Raw genomic sequence first — 17428 nt, 5'->3', positions numbered from 1 at the left:
TCCCGAGCATCACGAAGCATCCGAACGCATTCAGAAGGAGAACACACGCATGCAGGACATCTCGATGCTGATCGGCGGCGAGCGCCGCTCGGCCACGGGCGGCGCGACGTTCGAGCGCCGCAATCCGCTCGACGGCGAAATCGCGACGCGCGCGAGCGCCGCGACCGTCGACGATGCGCGCGCGGCCGTCGACGCCGCGTCGGCCGCATTCGCGCCGTGGGCCGCGCTCGGCCCGACCGAGCGCCGCGCGCTGCTCCTGAAGGCGGCCGCCGCGCTCGAAGCGAAGCGCGACGCGTTCGTCGCCGCGATGGCGGCCGAGACGGGCGCGTCGGCGATCTGGGCGCAGTTCAACGTGCAGCTCGCCGCGAACGGCCTGATCGAAGCGGCCGCGCTCACGACGCAGATCGGCGGCGAGCTGATTCCATCCGACGTGCCGGGCTCGCTCGCGATGGGCATGCGTCAGCCGGCGGGCGTCGTGCTCGGCATCGCGCCGTGGAACGCGCCCGTGATCCTCGGCGTGCGCGCGATCGCGCTGCCGCTCGCGTGCGGCAACACCGTCGTGCTGAAGGGCTCGGAGCTGTGTCCGGCCACGCACGGGCTCATCGTCGATGCGCTGCAGGAAGCGGGGCTGCCGCGCGGCGTCGTGAACTTCGTGACGAACGCGCCCGCCGACGCCGGCGCGATCGTCGACGCGATGATCGCGCACCCGGCCGTGCGGCGCGTGAACTTCACGGGCTCGACGCGCGTGGGCCGAATCATCGCCGAGCGCTGCGCGCAGTATCTGAAACCCGCCGTGCTCGAGCTCGGCGGCAAGGCGCCGTTCGTCGTGCTCGACGACGCCGATCTCGACGCGGCCGTCGCGGCGGCCGCGTTCGGCGCGTTCGCGAATTCCGGGCAGATCTGCATGTCGACCGAGCGGATCATCGTCGACGAGCGGATCGCCGACGCGTTCGTCGCGAAGCTCGCCGACAAGGCCGCGTCGCTGCCGTTGGGCGACCCGCGCAACGGGCCCGTCGTGCTCGGCTCGGTCATCGACATGCGCACCGTCGAGCGCTGCAACGCGCTCATCGACGACGCGCTCGCGAAAGGCGCGGTGCTGCTCTGCGGCGGCAAGGCGGCGAGCACGCTGATGCCCGCGACGCTCGTCGACCGCGTGAGCCCGGCGATGCGGATCTATGAAGACGAATCGTTCGGCCCGGTGAAGGGCATCGTGCGCGTGGCGGGCGAGGAAGCGGCGATCGCGTGCGCGAACGACAACGCGTTCGGCCTGTCGTCGGCGGTGTTCAGCCGCGACGTCGCGCGCGCGATGCGCGTCGCCGCGCGCATCGAATCGGGCATCTGCCACGTGAACGGGCCGACCGTCCACGACGAAGCGCAGATGCCGTTCGGCGGCGTGAAGGAAAGCGGCTTCGGCCATTTCGGCGGCAAGGCGGGCATCGCCGAATTCACCGATCTGCGCTGGATCACCGTGCAGACGGCGCCGCGCCGCTATCCGTTCTGAGCGATGACGACGATGAAGATCGCGATTCTCGGCGCGGGCGCGATGGGCTCGCTGTTCGGCGGCCTGCTCGCGCAAGGCGGGCACGACGTGACGCTCGTCGACGTGAATGCCGCGCACGTCGACGCGATCGCGCGCGACGGGCTGCGGCTCGACACCGATCGCGGCGAGCGGCGCGTCGCGCGGCTCGCCGCGCTGCGGCCGGACGACGTGCAGGCGGGCGCCGACGCGCCGCCCGAGCTGCTGATCGTGTTCACGAAGACGCTGCACACGCGCGCGGCGCTCGCGGGCGTGCGCGCGCTGCTCGGCCCGCAAACGTTCTTGCTGACGCTGCAGAACGGGCTCGGCAACGTCGAGGCGCTCGCCGAATGCGTGCCGCTCGACCGAATTCTCGTCGGCGTGACGACGTGGCCGGCCGATCTCGTCGGGCCCGCGCACGTGCGCTCGCATGGCGCCGGCTGGACCCGGCTGATGAGCGCGGACGGCGCGATGCGCCCGATCGTGCAGGCGTGCGCCGACGCGCTCGAACGCGCCGGACTGAACTGCGCGGTCGATGCCGGCGTGTGGACGACGATCTGGGAGAAGGTCGGCTTCAACGCGGCGCTCAACACGCTGTGCGCGCTCACGCGCTGCACGGTCGACGAGCTCGGCGCACGCGAGGACGGGCCGGCGCTCGCGCTCGCGATCGTCGCGGAGGTGGCGGCGGTCGCTCGCGCGAAGGGCATCGGCGTCGACGAGCGCAGGATGCGCGAGAACGTGCTGCATGCGATCCGCGAACATTCGGGGCACCGGCCGTCGATGCTGCAGGACGTGCTCGCGGGGCGGCGCACCGAGATCGAATCGATCAACGGCGCGGTGGTCGCGGCCGCGCGCGAGCTAGGCGTCGCGACGCCGCATGCGCAGACGCTGCTGCGGCTCGTCAGGCTGATCGACGCGCGGATCGGATGACGCGGCGGGCGACGGAGCGGGCGTGACGGCGCGGACGCGAGGAGACGGAACGGAGATCGCGCGTCGGCGGTGACATGGCGGTGACATGGCGAGGGCGTGACGACGATGCGGCGATGCACGCGCGGAATGCGCGTGCCTGCGGCGTCACGACGGGCCGCGCGGGCCGCGCGGCCCGCGGCATCGATCGATCGCGCGGCCGAGGCGACGCTTCCCGCACGCGTCGTCCGCCCGAGCCTGCATCGCGCGCATTCGTCTGGCGGATCGATGCGCGCCGCTGCGATGCGCTTGCCGTTCGACGTTCGACGGCCGCGCCGCGGCGGCATGCCAGCCGCGCTAGGGGTTTCCAATAATTCAACTAATCGAAATTAGTTTTACCATGCGTAAATTCGTGACCTTGCGCTAGATCAAAGTTTCATCGCGCGGACATCGCCGTCCGGCGTCGAGCGACGATCGCGCAGGGCCGACGAAGCCCTTGCGCCGCAGGGTTTGCCCGCGCCATCGCGAACGGTTTCGAAGAAAGCCGGGCGAGGCGGGGCCGCGCGACGCGCCGATCCAGAGGACATTCAGGAGACGACATGAAGCACACCCCGACCCCGTGTATCGCCGCGGCGCGCCGCCGCATCGTCGGCTCGGCCGCCGCGCGCCGGAGGCTCGCATGAGCGCCCGCCAAGGCCGCGCGCCGCTTTCGGTCGACATCGGCGCGACGCTCGACCATGGGCCGTTCACCGCGATGCAGCGCGTCGCGGTGCTGCTCGCCGCGTTCGCGATCGTGCTCGACGGCTTTGACAGCCAGCTGATCGGCTTTGCAATTCCGGTGCTGATCAAGGAGTGGGGGATCACGCGCGCCGCGTTCGCGCCCGCCGTCGCGGCGGGCCTGTTCGGAATGGGCGTCGGCAGCGCGTGCGCCGGACTGTTCGCGGATCGCTTCGGCCGGCGCTGGGCGATCATCGGCAGCGTGTTCGTGTTCGGCGCGGCGACTTGCGCGATCGGCTTCGCGCCGAACGTCGCGGCGGTCGCCGCGCTGCGCTTCGTCGCGGGCCTCGGGATCGGCGGCGCGCTGCCGACCGCGACGACGATGACCGCCGAATACACGCCCGCGCGCCGCCGCACGGTGATGGTGACGGCGACGATCGTCTGCGTGCCGGCGGGCGGGATGCTCGCCGGCCTGTTCGCGCACGAGGTGCTGCCCGCGTACGGCTGGCGCGGCCTTTTCTGGATCGGCGGCGCGCTGCCGCTCGCGCTCGGGCTGCTGCTCGTGCGCGCGCTGCCCGAATCGCCGCGTTATCTCGCGCGCGATCCGGCGCGCTGGCGCGAGCTCGGCGCGCTGCTCGCGCGGATGGGCCGGCCCGTCGCCGACGGCACCGCGTTCACCGATCTCGCCGAAGCACGCACGCACGAAGCGCAGCGGCGCGGCGTGCGCGCGCTGTTCTCGGTGGGCTACGCGCGCGACACGATCGCGCTGTGGTGCGCGTTCGGCATGTGCCTGCTCGCCGTCTACAGCGCGTTCAGCTGGCTGCCGACGATGCTGACGTCGCAGGGGCTGAGCGTGTCGGTCGCGGGCTCGGGGCTGACCGCGTACAACCTCGGCGGCGTGTTGGGCGCGCTCGGCTGCGCGCTCGCGATCGGACGCTTCGGCTCGCGCTGGCCGCTCGCGCTGTGCTGCGTGGGCGGCGCGGCGAGCGCCGCGTGGCTGCTCGGCGTCGATGCGGCGAGCCACACCGGCTGGCTGATCGTCGGCCTCGCCGCGCACGGCTTCTTCGTGAACGCGGTGCAATCGACGATGTACGCGCTCTGCACGTTCATCTATCCGACGCCCGTGCGCGCGACGGGCACCGCGGGCGCCGTCGCGTTCGGCCGCACCGGCGCGATCCTGAGCGCGTTCGCGGGCGCGTACGTGATCTCGGCGGGCGGCGCGAACGCGTATCTGACGATGCTCGCCGCCGCGATGACGGTCGTGCTCGTCGCATTGCTCGCGCTGCGCCGGCACATTCCACGGCTGCGTCGCGGCGGGCTGCCGGCCGGCGACGAACTCGCGCGCACCACGCCCTGAAGCGCGGCCGCGCGTGCGGGCGGCGCGCGTTACAGCGTCGTGCGCACGTGCCAGAGCTCGGGGAACAGCACGACGTCGAGCATCTTGCGCAGATACGGCGCGCCGCTCGTGCCGCCCGTGCCCTGCTTGAAGCCGACGATCCGCTCGACCGTCGTCACGTGGCGGAAGCGCCACTGGCGGAACGCGTCTTCGAGATCGACGAGCTCCTCGGCCATCTCGTACAGCTCCCAATGCGCGTTCGGCTCGCGGTACACGGCGAGCCACGCGGCTTCGACCGTCGGATCGTGGCGCGTCGGCTGCGTCCAGTCCGCGTCGAGGCGTTCGGGCGCGATCGGAAAGCCGCGGCGCGCGAGCAGGCGAATCACCTCGTCGTACAGCGACGGCGCCTTCATCGACGCCTCGAGATGCGCGTGGATCGCCGGCCGATGCGCGTGCGGACGCAGCATCTGCTCGTTCTTGTTGCCGAGCATGAACTCGAGCTCGCGATACTGATACGACTGGAAGCCCGACGACGCGCCGAGATACGGGCGCATCGCCGAATACTCGGACGGCGTCATCGTCGCGAGCACGTTCCACGCCTGCACGAGCTGCTCGAGCACGCGCGACACGCGCGCGAGCATCTTGAACGCGGGCGGCAGCGCGTCGCTGCGGATCGACGCGAGCGCGGCGCGCAGCTCGTAGAGCGCGAGCTTCATCCACAGCTCGCTCGTCTGATGCTGGATGATGAACAGCATCTCGTTGTGATCGGGCGAGCGCGGATGCTGCGCGTTGAGGATCGGGTCGAGCGACAGGTAGTCGCCGTAGCTCATCGACTGCGAGAAGTCGAGCTGGGCACGGTGCCAGCCGCCGGGCGCGTCGTCGCCCTCGGCGACGGGCACGTGCGGCGCTTCGTGCGCATGGACGCCGGCGAAAGGGCAGCGCGGCGCGTTGTCGTCGCCGGGCGGCTGCATGTGGCCTGAATTCACAATTGTCTCCGTTGAAAGTGCGTGGCGGTGCGAGCGGTCGGGCGTCGCGCGGATCGCGCGATGCGCGCCGGATCAGGTCACCGCGGCGCGCGTCGCGAATTCCGGCGCGCGCCAGGCTTCGGTTTCGAGAATGTCGCGCAGCGCCTCGACCGCGTCCCACACGTCGACGAAGCGCGTGTAGAGCGGCGTGAAGCCGAAGCGCAGGATGTGCGGCTCGCGATAGTCGCCGATCACGCCGCGCGTGATCAGCGCCTGCATCACTTCGTAGCCGTGCGGATGCTCGAAGCTCGCCTGCGAGCCGCGCTGATGATGCGCGCGCGGCGTGACGAGCTTGAGCGGCTGGCCCGCGCAGCGCGATTCGACGAGCGCGATGAACGCATCGGTCAGCGCGAGCGACTTGCGGCGAATCGCGTGCATGTCGGTTTGCGCGAATACGTCGAGCCCACATTCGACCATCGCCATCGACACGATCGGCTGCGTGCCGCACAGAAAGCGCGCGATGCCCGGATCGGGCTCGAACGCGGGCTGCATCGCGAACGGCGCGCGATGGCCCCACCAGCCGGACAGCGGCTGCTCGAACGCTTGCTGATGGCGCTTCGGCACCCAGACGAACGCGGGCGAGCCGGGGCCGCCGTTCAGATACTTGTACGTGCAGCCGACAGCGCCGTCCGCGAGCGCGCCGTTCAGATCGACGGGCACGGCGCCCGCCGAGTGCGCGAGATCCCACAGCATCAGCGCGCCGGCCTGGCGGACCGTCTGCGTGACGGACGGCATGTCGTGCATGTAGCCCGTCCGGTAGTTCACGTGCGTGATCATCGCGACCGCGGTTTCGTCGTCGAGCGCGTCGGGCAGGTCGGCGGGATCGTCGATCAGGCGCAGCTCGTAATCGCGATCGAGCTGCGCGATCAGGCCCTGCGCGATGTACAGATCGGTCGGGAAGTTCGAGCGCTCCGACACGATCACGCGCCGCTTCGGCGCATGCCGCGCCTGGTGGCGCAGCATCGCGGACAGCAGCTTGAACAGGTTGATCGAGATCGTGTCGGTAATCGCGATTTCGCCTTGCGCCGCGCCGATGAGCGGCGCGAGCCTGTCGCCCAAGCGGCGCGGCAGCGCGAACCAGCCGGCGGTGTTCCAACTGCGGATGAGGCCTTCGCCCCATTCGGCGCCGATCACCTGCTGCGCGCGGGCGGCCGCCGCGCGCGGCTGCGCGCCGAGCGAATTGCCGTCGAGGTAGAGCACGCCGCCGGGCAGCGCGAATTGGTCGCGCAGCGACGCGAGCGGGTCGTCGCGGTCGAGCGCGAGCGCTTCTTCACGTGTTTTCATGATGTCGAACCTGGTTGGGGAAAGGGGCCATGCGAGCGCGTCAGCGCGGCGCGCCGGGCAGCGCGCGCAGCACCGCGCGCACGGGGCTCGCGTCGAGCGTCGCGAACTTCAGCGGCAGCGCGATCAGCTCGTAGTCGCCGGGGGCGACGTCGTCGAGCACGAGGCCTTCGAGAATCGCCATCCGATGCGCGCGAATGCGGTGGTGCGCGTCCATCGTCTTCGATTCCTGCGGGTCGAGCGACGGCGTGTCGATGCCGACAAGGCGCACGCCGTGCGCGGCGAGCAGATCGATCGTTTCCGGCGCGACCGCGCAGAACGCGCTGTCCCACGCGCGCTGCGGCGCGTTCCGGTACGTGCGCAGCAGCACGCGCGGCGGCGCGCCGGCGAGCGCCGCGCGTACGTCGTCGGGCGCGACGACTGGGCCCGCGCCGATGCAATGGATCACGCGGCAGCGCCCGAGATACGCGTCGAGCGGCACCGCGCCGATCGGCGCGCCGTTCGCGTCGTAGTGCAGCGGCGCGTCCGCGTGCGCGCCCGTGTGCGGCGACAGCGTGACGCGCGCGACGTTGACGGGCGAGCCCGCCTCCATGCGCCACACGCGCTCGACGCCGACGGGCGTGTCGCCCGGCCAGACGGGCGTCGCGGGGGCGATTGACGGGGAGATGTCCCAGATCGTGTCCATGCGTTGTCGAAGAGCCTCGAATGCTTCGCATGATAGGCAAACACGCGAAGCAAGTGCTTGCGAAATAAGCATGGACAATCCACCAATATGGCAGATAATTCGAATTAGATCTAAAACGGAGACCAAAAATGCATGCGATCACGCTGGACGCAACCGATTGCCGTATTCTCGCGGTCCTTCAGCAGGAAGGACGGATCAGCAACCTCGATCTGGCCGAGCGCATTGCGCTGTCGCCGTCCGCCTGCCTGCGGCGGATGCGGCTGCTCGAAGAGCAGGGGGTGATCGAACGCTATCGCGCGTGCCTGAGCCGCGAGAAGCTCGGGTTCGAGCTGGAGGCGTTCGTGCAGGTGTCGATGCGCAACGACCAGACGCAATGGCACGAGCGCTTCGCGGAGGCGGTGCGCGAGTGGCCGGAGGTGGTCGGCGCGTTCGTCGTGACGGGTGAGACGCACTACCTGCTGCGCGTGCTCGCGCACAACCTGAAGCACTACTCCGATTTCGTGCTGAACCAGTTGTACAAGGCGCCCGGCGTGCTCGACATCCGCTCGAACATCGTGCTGCAGACGCTGAAGGACGAGGCGGGGCCGCCCGTCGCGCTCGCGCGCACGGGCGCCGTCAAAGCTTTGTGAGGCGGTGGAAGACGCCGTTCTGGAACACGAGCGGCGCGAGCGCCGCGGCGTCGGGGTGCACGCCGCAGCGCTCGACCTCGCCGACGAAGATCACGTGGTCGCCTTCGTCGTAGCGGCTGCGGTTGTGGCATTCGAACCACGCGAGCGCGCCGTCGAGCACGGGCATGCCGGTGTCGCCCGCCGCGTGCGACACGCCTTCGAAGCGGTTGCCCTTGAGCGTCGCGAAGCGCATGCACAGATCGTGCTGCGACGCGGAGAGCACGTTGACGACATAATGGCTGTTCGTGCGGAACACCGGCATCGACGCCGACTTGTGCGCGAGGCTCCACAGCACGAGCGGCGGATCGAGCGACACCGAGTTGAACGAACTCGCGGTGATGCCGATCAACTGGCCGGACGGCGCGCGCGTCGTGACGACGGTCACGCCGGTCGCGAACTGGCTGAGGGCTTGGCGGAACGCGGCGGCGTCGAAGTTCGGCGGGCTGGCCTGTGCGTGTTTCATCGTGTGACGGCCTCGAGCGACGAAGGCGTGGTGCGGTGAGCGGAACGGGCGGCGGCGCCGAATGCGCAATGGCGGGAAGTGAGCAGGACGGTCATCGGAATATTCGTCTGGTTGGGACCGATTTTAGCGGAATCGCGCGGCGCTGCGACGGGCCGTCGCGCCCGGCGAGTGGTCGATGCCACATTTTTCGCGGAATGCGGCGCGCGTCGATGTGCGAACGGCGCGTGCCGGCGCGGCGCGAACGCGCGTGCGGCCGCCGCAACGATGCGGCGCGCGGCGATGCTTGGCGCATGCGCTTCGAGCGCGTCCGCGCGCGGCGTGCGAAACGCACGTAACGAACATAACGAACGAAAGGAAACCGATATGAGCGAAGCAACGAACGAAGTCGCGACGCTGGGCGGCGGCTGTTTCTGGTGCCAGGAAGCGGTGTTTCTCGACATCGACGGCGTGACGGCCGTGGAATCGGGCTATGCGGGCGGCCACACGCGCAACCCCGGCTATCACGACGTGTGCGACGGCGACACGGGCCACGCGGAAGTCGTCAACGTCACGTTCGATCCGAGCCGGATCGGCTATCGCGACATCCTCGAAATCTTCTTTGCGACACACGATCCGACGCAGCTGAACCGCCAGGGCAACGACATCGGCACGCAGTACCGCTCGGCGATCTTCACGCACTCGGACGCGCAGCGTGACACCGCGCTCGACGTGATCCGCACGCTCGAGCGCGACAAGCTGTACGACGATCCGATCGTCACGCAAGTCGGGCCACTGAACGGCAACTACTGGCCCGCGGAGGCGTATCACCAGAACTACTACGCGCAACATCCGGGGCAGGGCTACTGCGCGGTCGTGATCGGGCCGAAGCTCGCGAAGTTTCGGCAGAAGTTCGCGCATCGGCTGAAGTCGCGCGGCGCGTGACGGCGCGGGCGGCGGCGCCGCGCGCTACGCCGCCTCGCTGCGCCAGCGCGCGCACGCGGCCGCGATTTCCTTCGCGAGCGCGATGCACGACAGCGGCGCCGACCCTTCCGCCTTGTTGTTCACGGTGATGAGCACCGGCTGCCCCGCGAGCACGTAGCGCGCCGCGAGTTCGGCGAGCGCCGAGCGCGTGTGCGGGTCCTCGTCGACGAGCCGGTCGAACGGCTCGTACTTCGCCTTCGCCTGTTCGTACTTGAAGCCGCCGTGCAGGCTCCAGCGCACGATGAGCGGGCCCGACGGATCGCCGTCGAGGAGCGCGAGCGCCGCCGCCTGGCGCAGCGGGTCCGGCATCTTCGCGTGCAGCCCGACGCAGTAGCGCACGCCCGCCGCCGCGAGCGCGCGGATGAAGCGCGGCGTCAAAAGGCTCGCGTCGCGGATCTCGACCGCGTAGCGCGGGCCGTCCGGATCGTCCGGCAGCGGCGGCAGCGCGCCGAGGAACGCGCTCAGGCGATCGACGAGCGCGGCCGGATCGGCGAGCAGCGTGTCGGGCAGCGGCGGGAACTGGAACACGAGCGCGCCCGCTTTGTTGCCGAGGCCTTCGAGGCACGGGCGCACGAATTCGTCGGCGGCGAGCCGCGTGTTCAGGAACGCCGGATTCGGGCCGGTCGGCTCGCCGCGCGCGCCGCGCAGCACGGCGTCGGTGACGAGCGCCGGCGCCTTGACGACGAAGCGGAAATCGTCCGGCACCTGCTGCGCATAGCGCAGATAGTCGGCCACCGTGAGCGGCGCGTAGAACGAGCGGTCGAGACTCACGCTCTTCAAAAGCGGATGCGCGGCGTACGCTTCGAGGCCTTCACGCGACAGCTTCGACTGCGCGTAGTCGTCGCCGTAGACGATGTCCTTCCAGCCGGGGAAATACCACGACGACGTGCCGAGCCGCACGCGCGGCGGCAGCTCGCGCGCGGCGGCGGCGACGTCGTCCGAGATCGCGGCGGGCGCGACGCCGCGCCGGCGTGCGCGCTTTTTCGGCGGGGCGGGACGCGGCGTGTCGAAGCCGGGGAGCGTGGGCGTCGCGCCGGCGTCGGCCGGCGCGTCGGCGCGGTCGGCTTCCGTTCCGGGTTGGGGATCAGCGTCGGCGTCGGCATCGGCATCGCGGCCGCCGTTCGCACCGTCGCCCGCGTCTGTACCGGCGTCGGCCGCGGGCCCGGCAGTCCGCGCGGCGGCCGGCGGCGTATCGCTTGACGCCGCGTCGCGCTTCGCGTCGCGCGGCTTGCCGCCCGGTGCGCGCTTGCGCTTCGCGCCTGACGCGGAATCTGACGAGGACGAGGACGGCGAAGCAGGGCCCGGCGAAGCAGGCGGCAGCGGCTGCGCCCCGAACAGGTCGAACTGATCGCCTTGCGCGTCTTCTTGTCGTGTCGGCGGCGCAGGTTTGCGCCGCGTGCTGCCGTCACCCATCCGTCATCGCTGAAAGGCGCCGCCCTTCTAGCGCGGCAGCGCGTGTTGGTACATGTAGCGCCGCGACCACGGCAGCGTCTTCGCGCTCTGCCCGGCCTTGCGGCACACGATCTGGAAGATCGACACGTCGTCGTGCTCGAACGCATACGCGCAGCCGGCCAGGTACACGCGCCAGATGCGGAATTTTTCGTCGTCGACGAGCTTTCTGGCTTCCTCGGCCTTCGCCTCGAAGTTCTCGGTCCAGATGTCGAGCGTGCGCGCATAGTGCCGCCGCAGGCTCTCGACGTCAATCGCCTCGAGCCCGCCGCGCTGCGCCGCTTCGAGCGCGAGGCTGATGTGCGGCAGCTCGCCGTCCGGGAACACGTAGCGGTCGATGAACTCGCCGCCGCCGAGCGCCGTCTCGCCGCTTTCCGCGTCCGTCGACGTGATGCCGTGGTTCATCGCGACGCCGTCGTCGGCGAGCAGCTCGCGGATGCGCGAGAAGTAGAGCGGCAGGTTCTTGCGGCCGACGTGCTCGAACATCCCGACGCTCGTGATCCGGTCGAACTGGCCTTCGACGTCGCGATAGTCCTGCAGCCGGATCTCGATCTTGTCTTCGAGGCCCGCCCGCTTCACGCGCTCGGTCGCGAGATCGAACTGGTTCTGCGAAAGCGTGACGCCGACGCAGCGCGCGCCGAACTTGCCCGCCGCGCGCAGCACGAGCGCGCCCCAGCCGCAGCCGATGTCGAGCAGGCGCTGGCCCGGCTGCACGTGGATCTTCGTGAGGATGTGGTCGATCTTCTTGATCTGCGCGGTGCCGAGGTCTTCGTCGCCGTTCTCGAAATACGCGCACGAGTAGACCATGTTCTCGTCGAGCCACAGCTTGTAGAACGCGTTCGACACGTCGTAGTGATACTGGATCGCCTTCTTGTCGGAATTCTTCGAGTGGTTGAAGTAGCGCCGCACGCGCGCGAGCTTGCTCGCGTTCGTCACCGTGCTGCGCGCGAGCGAATAGCCGATGTTGATGATGTCGGCGAGCTTGCCTTCGATGTCGATCTTGCCCTTCACGTACGCCTCGCCGAGATTGTCGAGGCTCGGCTCGAGCAGCAGCGGCAGCGCCGACGCGTTGTTGACCTTCAGCGTCACCTGCGGCGCGGCGAACGTGCCGAAATCGAGCTGCTGTCCGTTCCAGAGGACGAGGCGCGCCGGAATGTTCGACGTCTCCCGTACTTCGTCCGCCCACTGTGCCAGTTTCTTTTCCCAGAACATTTGGAATCCCCTTTTGTTCGTTGAAACGAAATACAGCCAAGTTGTCGGGCGGGCGGCCGGCGTGCGAAAACGCCGGCCGCCCGCGAGCAAAACGAAATGCACGGCAGGGCGGACGCGGGCGCGCCGCGGCGAGTTACGGCGCGAGGCGCGAGATTTTCCAGCCGCTCGCCGACGCGCCATCGCGCGCGTACAGCAGGCGGTCGTGGAGCCGCGACGGGCGGCCCTGCCAGAATTCGATCGAGCTCGGCACGAGACGGTAGCCGCCCCAGTGCGGCGGGCGCGGCGGATTTTCGCCGAAGCGCGTGCTGATTTCCTTCTCGCGCGCTTCGAGCGACGCACGGTTCTCGATCACCGCGCTCTGGTCGGACGCCCACGCGCCGATGCGCGAGCCGAGCGGCCGCGATGCGAAATAACGGTCGCTTTCTTCTTCGCTCGTCTTCTCGATGCGTCCTTCGACGCGCACCTGCCGCTCGAGCTCGATCCAGTAGAAGAGGAGCGCCGCGTGCGGGTTGCGCGCGAGTTCGCGCCCCTTGCGGCTCTCGTAGTTCGTGAAGAACACGAAGCCGCGCTCGTCGACGCCCTTGATGAGGACGATCCGCGCGGACGGCCGGCCGGATTCGTCGACGGTCGCGAGCGTCATCGTGTTGGGCTCGGGCAGTTGCGCGCTGAGCGCTTCCTTGAACCAGACGTCGAACTGGACGAACGGATTCGGGTTCACGTCCGCGACGTCGAGCGACGCGCGGGAGTAGTTGGTGCGGAGATCGGCAAGTGTCGTCATTGGTGTGCGAACGCTCAATCGGGGCCAGTATAGCGAAGGTGGAAAAATCCTGCGTTGCAGTGGTTCGGCGTGTGTTCGCCGCCGGCCGATCAGGCAAAATAGCGGGCTGTCCCTCGCCTTTCGTTCAGCTTGTATGTCACGTACCGACGCCATTGCGACGCCTCACGATCTTACTCCGCAGCCATCCGGGCAGCTTGACGCCGATCGGGCGCGGCGCTTCGGCGGCGTCGCGCGGCTCTACGGCGCCGGCGCGCTCGCCGCGTTCGAGCGCGCGCGCGTCGCCGTGATCGGCATCGGCGGCGTCGGCTCGTGGGCGGCCGAGGCGCTCGCGCGCAGCGCTATCGGGGAACTGACCCTGGTCGACCTCGACAACGTCGCTGAAAGCAACACGAACCGGCAGGTCCACGCGCTCGACGGCAACTACGGCAAGCCGAAGGTCGACGCGATGGCCGAGCGGATCGCGCTCATCGATCCGGCTTGCCGGGTCGTGAGGATCGAGGATTTCGTCGAGCCGGATAATCTCGACGCGCTGCTCGGCGGCGGCTTCGATTACATCGTCGACGCGATCGACAGCGTGCGCACGAAGGTGGCGCTGATCGCGTGGTGCGTCGCGCGCGGGCAGCCGCTCGTCACGGTCGGCGGCGCGGGCGGGCAGCTCGATCCGACCCGCATCCGGATCGACGATCTCGCGCAGACGATCCAGGACCCGCTGCTGTCGAAGGTGCGCGCGCAGTTGCGCAAGCAGCACGGCTTTCCGCGCGGGCCGAAAGCGAAATTCAAGGTGAGCGCCGTCTATTCGGACGAGCCGCTCATCTATCCGGAGGCGGCCGTGTGCGACGTCGACGACGTCGCGCAGCACACGGCGACGCACGCGCACGCGCCCGGGCCGACGGGGCTCAATTGCGCGGGCTTCGGTTCGAGCGTGTGCGTGACCGCGAGCTTCGGGTTCGCGGCGGCGGCGCACGCGCTGCGGGCGCTCGCGGCGCAGGCGGCGCGGGCGGGGCAGGCGGGGCGGTAACGCCCGCGGTGGCCGGCTGGCGCCGCCGGATTTGCCTTCGGTGTTCGTTGAAATGGCGTTGGCGGCGCGCACGCACGACGCGCGGCGCGCACCGTCGGCCTCACGCCGGCGTGCGCGCCTTCGCCGCACATGCAGCGCCGGGCGGCGCAACCCTCGCGCAATTCTGCTGCGCAACGACTGAGCGACGGCCGAGCAACGACCGAGCGACCGCCGCGCAATCCCGCCGAAAGAAAAAAGCGGCGGACGCGCAACGCGCGCGCCGCCGCATGGCCGCTCCGGCCTTAGCTTGTCGTTACCCGTTTGGTCAGTTCAGCGCCGCGCTCAGCCTGCGCCGCCACGCCGATACGAGCGCGGGCTCGTCCGCCGCGAGCTCGAACACCGAAATCATCGTCTTGCGGCCGACGTCGTCGCCGAACGTCCGGTCGCGCCGGACGATTTCCAGCAACTGCTCGAGCGCGCCTTCGTACGCGCGCCGCGCGATCAGGCTCTGCGCGAGGTCGAAGCGCGCTTCGAGATCGCCGGGGTTGCTCGCGATCCGCGCTTCGAGCGCGTCGGTCGGGGGCAGATCGGCCGTCGCGTCGAGCGCGTCGAAGCGCGTCTTGATCGCCTGGTAGCGCGCGTCGGCGCCGCCCGTCGCTTGCGGCGACAGGCGCGCGGCTTCCGCGCGCGCGTCGTCGATCCGGTTCAGCGCGAGCAGCAGCTCGACGAAATCGAGGCGCGCTTCGTCATAGCCGGGATTCAGCGCGAGCGCGTTCTCGAGGTGCGAAATCGCGTCGTCGATCCGCTCCTCGGCGAGCGCGACCTGCGCCGCGCGGCGCTCGGCCTCGTCGGGCGCGGGCACGAGGCGGTCGAGGAACGCGCGCAGCTGCCCTTCGGGCAGCACGCCGACGAACTGGTCGACGGGACGCCCGTCCGCGAACGCGATCACGTGCGGAATGCTGCGCGTCTGGAAGTGCGCGGCGAGCTCCTGGTTCTCGTCGACGTTCACCTTGACGAGCTTCCAGCGGCCTTCGTACTCGCGCTCGAGCTTTTCGAGCAGCGGGCCGAGCGTCTTGCACGGGCCGCACCAGGGAGCCCAGAAATCGACCAGCACGGGGGCGGCAAGCGATGCTTCGATGACGTCTCGTTCGAAAGTGGCGAGCGTGGTGTCCATGGCGTCCTCGTTAGGGTAGGTGGATGCACAGTGAGGGTGCGCGGCCGTTTTTTCAATGCGCGCGACGCTCGGGCAGCGCGATCCAGTCGGCTTCGCCGGGTACGGTCCCCATCTCCTGCGCCGTCCACGCGCGCTTTGCGCGCTCGATCAGCTCGCGCGAGCTCGCGACGAAATTCCATTCGATGAAGCGCTCGCCGTCGAGCTTGTCGCCGCCGAGCAGCATCGCGCGCGCGCCGCCCGCGCTCGCGAGCGCAATCCGTGCGCCCGGCGCGAGCACGGCCATCTGCGCGGCCTCGAGCGGCGCGCCGTCGACCGTCAGGTCGCCGTCGACGAGATACACCGCGCGCTCTTCGTGATCGGCGTCGAGCGCGAGCGAGGCGCCCGGCGCGAACGCGGCCGCGACGTACAGCGTGCGCGAGAACGTCGTGACGGGCGAGCGTGCGCCGAACGCGTCGCCCGCGATCACCGTCAGCGCGACGCCGTCGCGCTCGAGCTTCGGCAGCGTCGCGGCCGCGTGATGCTCGAACGACGGCTCGCGGGCTTCGTGCTCGAGCGGCAGCGCGACCCAGGTCTGGATGCCGTGCACCGTTTGCCCGCGCGCGCGCTCGTCGTCGGGCGTGCGTTCCGAGTGGACGATGCCGCGCCCGGCCGTCATCCAGTTGACGTCGCCCGGCACGATCTTCTGCACGGAGCCTAGGCTGTCGCGGTGCATGATCGCGCCGTCGAACAGGTAGGTGACGGTCGCGAGGCCGATGTGCGGATGCGGGCGCACGTCGAGGCCCGCGCCCGGCGGCTGCGCGGCGGGGCCCATGTGGTCGAAGAAGATGAACGGGCCGACGGTGCGCGCGGCGAGCGCGGGCAGCGTGCGGCGCACGGTCAGGTTGCCGATGTCGCGGACGTGCGGCTTCAGGAGGGCTTTGATCGAGTCGGTCATGGCGGGAGGCGTTCGAAGCGTTCGGGGCGTTTTGAGTGTTCGTGCGGCGGATGGGGGATGCGGTCCATTGTAACGGCGTCCCGGCCGATGCGGCGGCGCGCACGCACGCGCGCGCCGCCGCCGCCGCCGCCGTCTGCAAGCTTGGCGAAACGCCGGTAGACTCGACGATTCGCGCAAAAAAAACGCATGGAGACGACGATGGCCCCGAAAGACCTGTTGCTGGCGCTGGTGGTGATCCTGGCGTGGGGCGTGAACTTCGTCGTGATCAAGGTGGGGCTGCACGGCGTGCCGCCGATGCTGCTCGGCGGGCTGCGCTTCCTGCTCGCGTCGGTGCCCGCGGTGTTTTTCGTGCGCCGGCCGCAGATTCCGTGGCGGCTCCTCGCGCTGTACGGATCGACGATCCTGCTCGGCCAGTTCGTGTTCCTGTTTTCCGCGATGTACGTCGGGATGCCGGCCGGGCTCGCGTCGCTCGTGCTGCAGGCGCAGGCGTTCTTCACGCTGTTCTTCGCGATGCTCGTGCTCGGCGAGCGGCTGCGCGCGCAGAATCTCGCGGGCCTCGCGATCGCCGCGATCGGCCTCGTCGCGATCGCCGTGCAGGGCGGCCGCGGCATGACGCTCGCGGGTTTCCTGCTGACGATCGGCGCGGCGGCGCTGTGGGCGCTCGGCAATGTCGTGACGAAGAGGATCGGCAAGGTGGATCTCGTGTCGCTCGTCGTCTGGGCGAGCCTCGTGCCGCCCGTGCCGTTCTTCGTCTTGTCGTACTGGTTCGAGGGGCCGCAGCGGATCGAGGCCGCGCTGACGTCGCTGTCGGGCGCGTCGATTTTCGCGGTCGTCTATCTCGCATTCGTCGCGACGCTGCTCGGCTACGGGCTGTGGAGCCGCCTGCTGTCGCGTTATCCGGCCGGGCAGGTCGCGCCGTTCTCGCTGCTCGTACCGGTCGTCGGCCTCGCGTCGTCGGCGCTGCTGCTCGGCGAGCAGCTCACGCACGCGCAGCTCGCGGGCGCCGCGCTCGTGATGGCCGGGCTCGCGGTCAATGTGTTCGGCGATCGCGTCGTGCGGCGGTTCTTCGCGGCGGCGTCTTGAGCGCGGCGCGGGTTTCGGCTGCGATGGGCGAGTAAGCAGGCAGGGCAAAGGTGGGGTGCGGCTCGGCGACGTGCGGCGGGCGCGCCGGTTCGGCAATCGCGGCGGGATCGGCCGATCAGCGCATCGGCCGATCTCGGCTCGGCATCGGCTCGGCATCGGCATCGGCATCGGCATCGGCATCGGCATCGGCATCGGCATCGGCATCGGCATCGGCATCGGCATCGGCATCGGCATCGGCATCGGC

The 17428-nt window shown here is 70.0% G+C and carries 16 protein-coding genes and 1 pseudogene; 7 read left to right on the top strand and 10 right to left on the bottom strand.

Annotation, left to right across the window (positions count from 1 at the left end; all coding sequences use genetic code 11):
* Positions 1-49 precede the first annotated feature (49 nt).
* Together X946_RS19115 and X946_RS19110 are read left to right on the top strand one after the other, a co-directional pair.
* Positions 50-1501, top strand: a complete 1452-nt coding sequence (locus tag X946_RS19115) for an aldehyde dehydrogenase (RefSeq protein WP_038750879.1) — start codon at positions 50-52, stop codon at positions 1499-1501.
* Positions 1502-1513: 12 nt separating this feature from the next.
* Positions 1514-2446, top strand: coding sequence for a ketopantoate reductase family protein (locus X946_RS19110; protein ID WP_038750877.1), 933 nt, complete (start codon positions 1514-1516; stop codon positions 2444-2446).
* A 404-nt stretch (positions 2447-2850) separates the two neighbouring features.
* On the opposite strand, the pseudogene X946_RS36715 reads toward X946_RS19110, so the two are convergent.
* Positions 2851-3032, bottom strand: a pseudogene (locus tag X946_RS36715) (hypothetical protein).
* 9 nt (positions 3033-3041) lie between these two features.
* On the opposite strand from X946_RS36715, the gene X946_RS19100 reads away from it, so the two are divergent.
* Positions 3042-4496, top strand: a complete 1455-nt coding sequence (locus X946_RS19100; protein WP_038750815.1) for an MFS transporter — start codon at positions 3042-3044, stop codon at positions 4494-4496.
* 29 nt (positions 4497-4525) lie between these two features.
* Here the strand turns inward: X946_RS19100 and kynA are convergent, their stop codons facing one another.
* From kynA to kynB, 3 genes are all read right to left on the bottom strand, one after another.
* Positions 4526-5446, bottom strand: coding sequence for a tryptophan 2,3-dioxygenase (kynA, locus tag X946_RS19095; RefSeq protein ID WP_038750812.1), 921 nt, complete (start codon positions 5444-5446; stop codon positions 4526-4528).
* An 87-nt stretch (positions 5447-5533) separates the two neighbouring features.
* Positions 5534-6784 (bottom strand): kynureninase, encoded by a 1251-nt coding sequence (kynU, locus tag X946_RS19090; RefSeq protein WP_038750810.1) that lies wholly within the window; start codon positions 6782-6784, stop codon positions 5534-5536.
* Between the two features lie 40 nt (positions 6785-6824).
* Positions 6825-7466: an arylformamidase gene (kynB, locus tag X946_RS19085; RefSeq protein WP_038750807.1), complete on the bottom strand. Its 642-nt coding sequence runs from the start codon at positions 7464-7466 to the stop codon at positions 6825-6827.
* Between the two features lie 128 nt (positions 7467-7594).
* On the opposite strand from kynB, the gene X946_RS19080 reads away from it, so the two are divergent.
* Positions 7595-8095, top strand: coding sequence for an Lrp/AsnC family transcriptional regulator (locus X946_RS19080; protein WP_038750805.1), 501 nt, complete (start codon positions 7595-7597; stop codon positions 8093-8095).
* Here X946_RS19080 and X946_RS19075 read toward each other — a convergent pair.
* Complete coding sequence (locus X946_RS19075; protein WP_038750802.1) at positions 8082-8597, bottom strand: flavin reductase family protein; 516 nt, start codon at positions 8595-8597, stop codon at positions 8082-8084. The genes X946_RS19080 and X946_RS19075 overlap by 14 nt on opposite strands.
* A 363-nt stretch (positions 8598-8960) precedes the next feature.
* Here X946_RS19075 and msrA point away from each other — a divergent pair, with 363 nt between their 5' ends.
* The gene (msrA, locus tag X946_RS19070) at positions 8961-9518 is read left to right on the top strand and encodes a peptide-methionine (S)-S-oxide reductase MsrA (protein WP_038750799.1); all 558 of its coding nucleotides are present in this window, start codon (positions 8961-8963) and stop codon (positions 9516-9518) included.
* A gap of 24 nt (positions 9519-9542) precedes the next feature.
* Here msrA and X946_RS19065 read toward each other — a convergent pair whose 3' ends face one another.
* From X946_RS19065 to pdxH, 3 genes are all read right to left on the bottom strand, one after another.
* A complete protein-coding gene (locus X946_RS19065) occupies positions 9543-10970 on the bottom strand; it encodes a DUF72 domain-containing protein (protein ID WP_038750796.1) in 1428 nt (475 codons plus the stop codon).
* A 27-nt stretch (positions 10971-10997) separates the two neighbouring features.
* Positions 10998-12218: an SAM-dependent methyltransferase gene (locus X946_RS19060; RefSeq protein WP_038750794.1), complete on the bottom strand. Its 1221-nt coding sequence runs from the start codon at positions 12216-12218 to the stop codon at positions 10998-11000.
* A gap of 133 nt (positions 12219-12351) precedes the next feature.
* On the bottom strand, positions 12352-12996 hold the full coding sequence (gene pdxH / locus X946_RS19055) for a pyridoxamine 5'-phosphate oxidase (protein ID WP_038750791.1): 645 nt from the start codon (positions 12994-12996) through the stop codon (positions 12352-12354).
* Positions 12997-13129: 133 nt separating this feature from the next.
* On the opposite strand from pdxH, the gene tcdA reads away from it, so the two are divergent.
* Entirely contained in the window at positions 13130-14014 is an 885-nt protein-coding gene (gene tcdA / locus X946_RS19050; RefSeq protein ID WP_038750788.1) for a tRNA cyclic N6-threonylcarbamoyladenosine(37) synthase TcdA, read from the top strand.
* A gap of 304 nt (positions 14015-14318) precedes the next feature.
* Here the strand turns inward: tcdA and trxA are convergent, their stop codons facing one another.
* Together trxA and X946_RS19040 are read right to left on the bottom strand one after the other, a co-directional pair.
* On the bottom strand, positions 14319-15167 hold the full coding sequence (gene trxA, locus X946_RS19045; protein WP_038750786.1) for a thioredoxin: 849 nt from the start codon (positions 15165-15167) through the stop codon (positions 14319-14321).
* Positions 15168-15219: 52 nt separating this feature from the next.
* Positions 15220-16101, bottom strand: a complete 882-nt coding sequence (locus X946_RS19040) for a pirin family protein (protein WP_038750783.1) — start codon at positions 16099-16101, stop codon at positions 15220-15222.
* A 198-nt stretch (positions 16102-16299) separates the two neighbouring features.
* On the opposite strand from X946_RS19040, the gene X946_RS19035 reads away from it, so the two are divergent.
* Complete coding sequence (locus tag X946_RS19035) at positions 16300-17184, top strand: EamA family transporter (protein WP_038750875.1); 885 nt, start codon at positions 16300-16302, stop codon at positions 17182-17184.
* Positions 17185-17428: the final 244 nt, after the last annotated feature.

Origin of the sequence: Burkholderia sp. ABCPW 111 (assembly GCF_000773065.1) — a bacterium.
Taxonomy (GTDB): domain Bacteria; phylum Pseudomonadota; class Gammaproteobacteria; order Burkholderiales; family Burkholderiaceae; genus Burkholderia; species Burkholderia savannae.
Note: the sequence above shows the minus strand (reverse complement) of the source record. Positions and strands in the feature narration are given on the sequence as shown.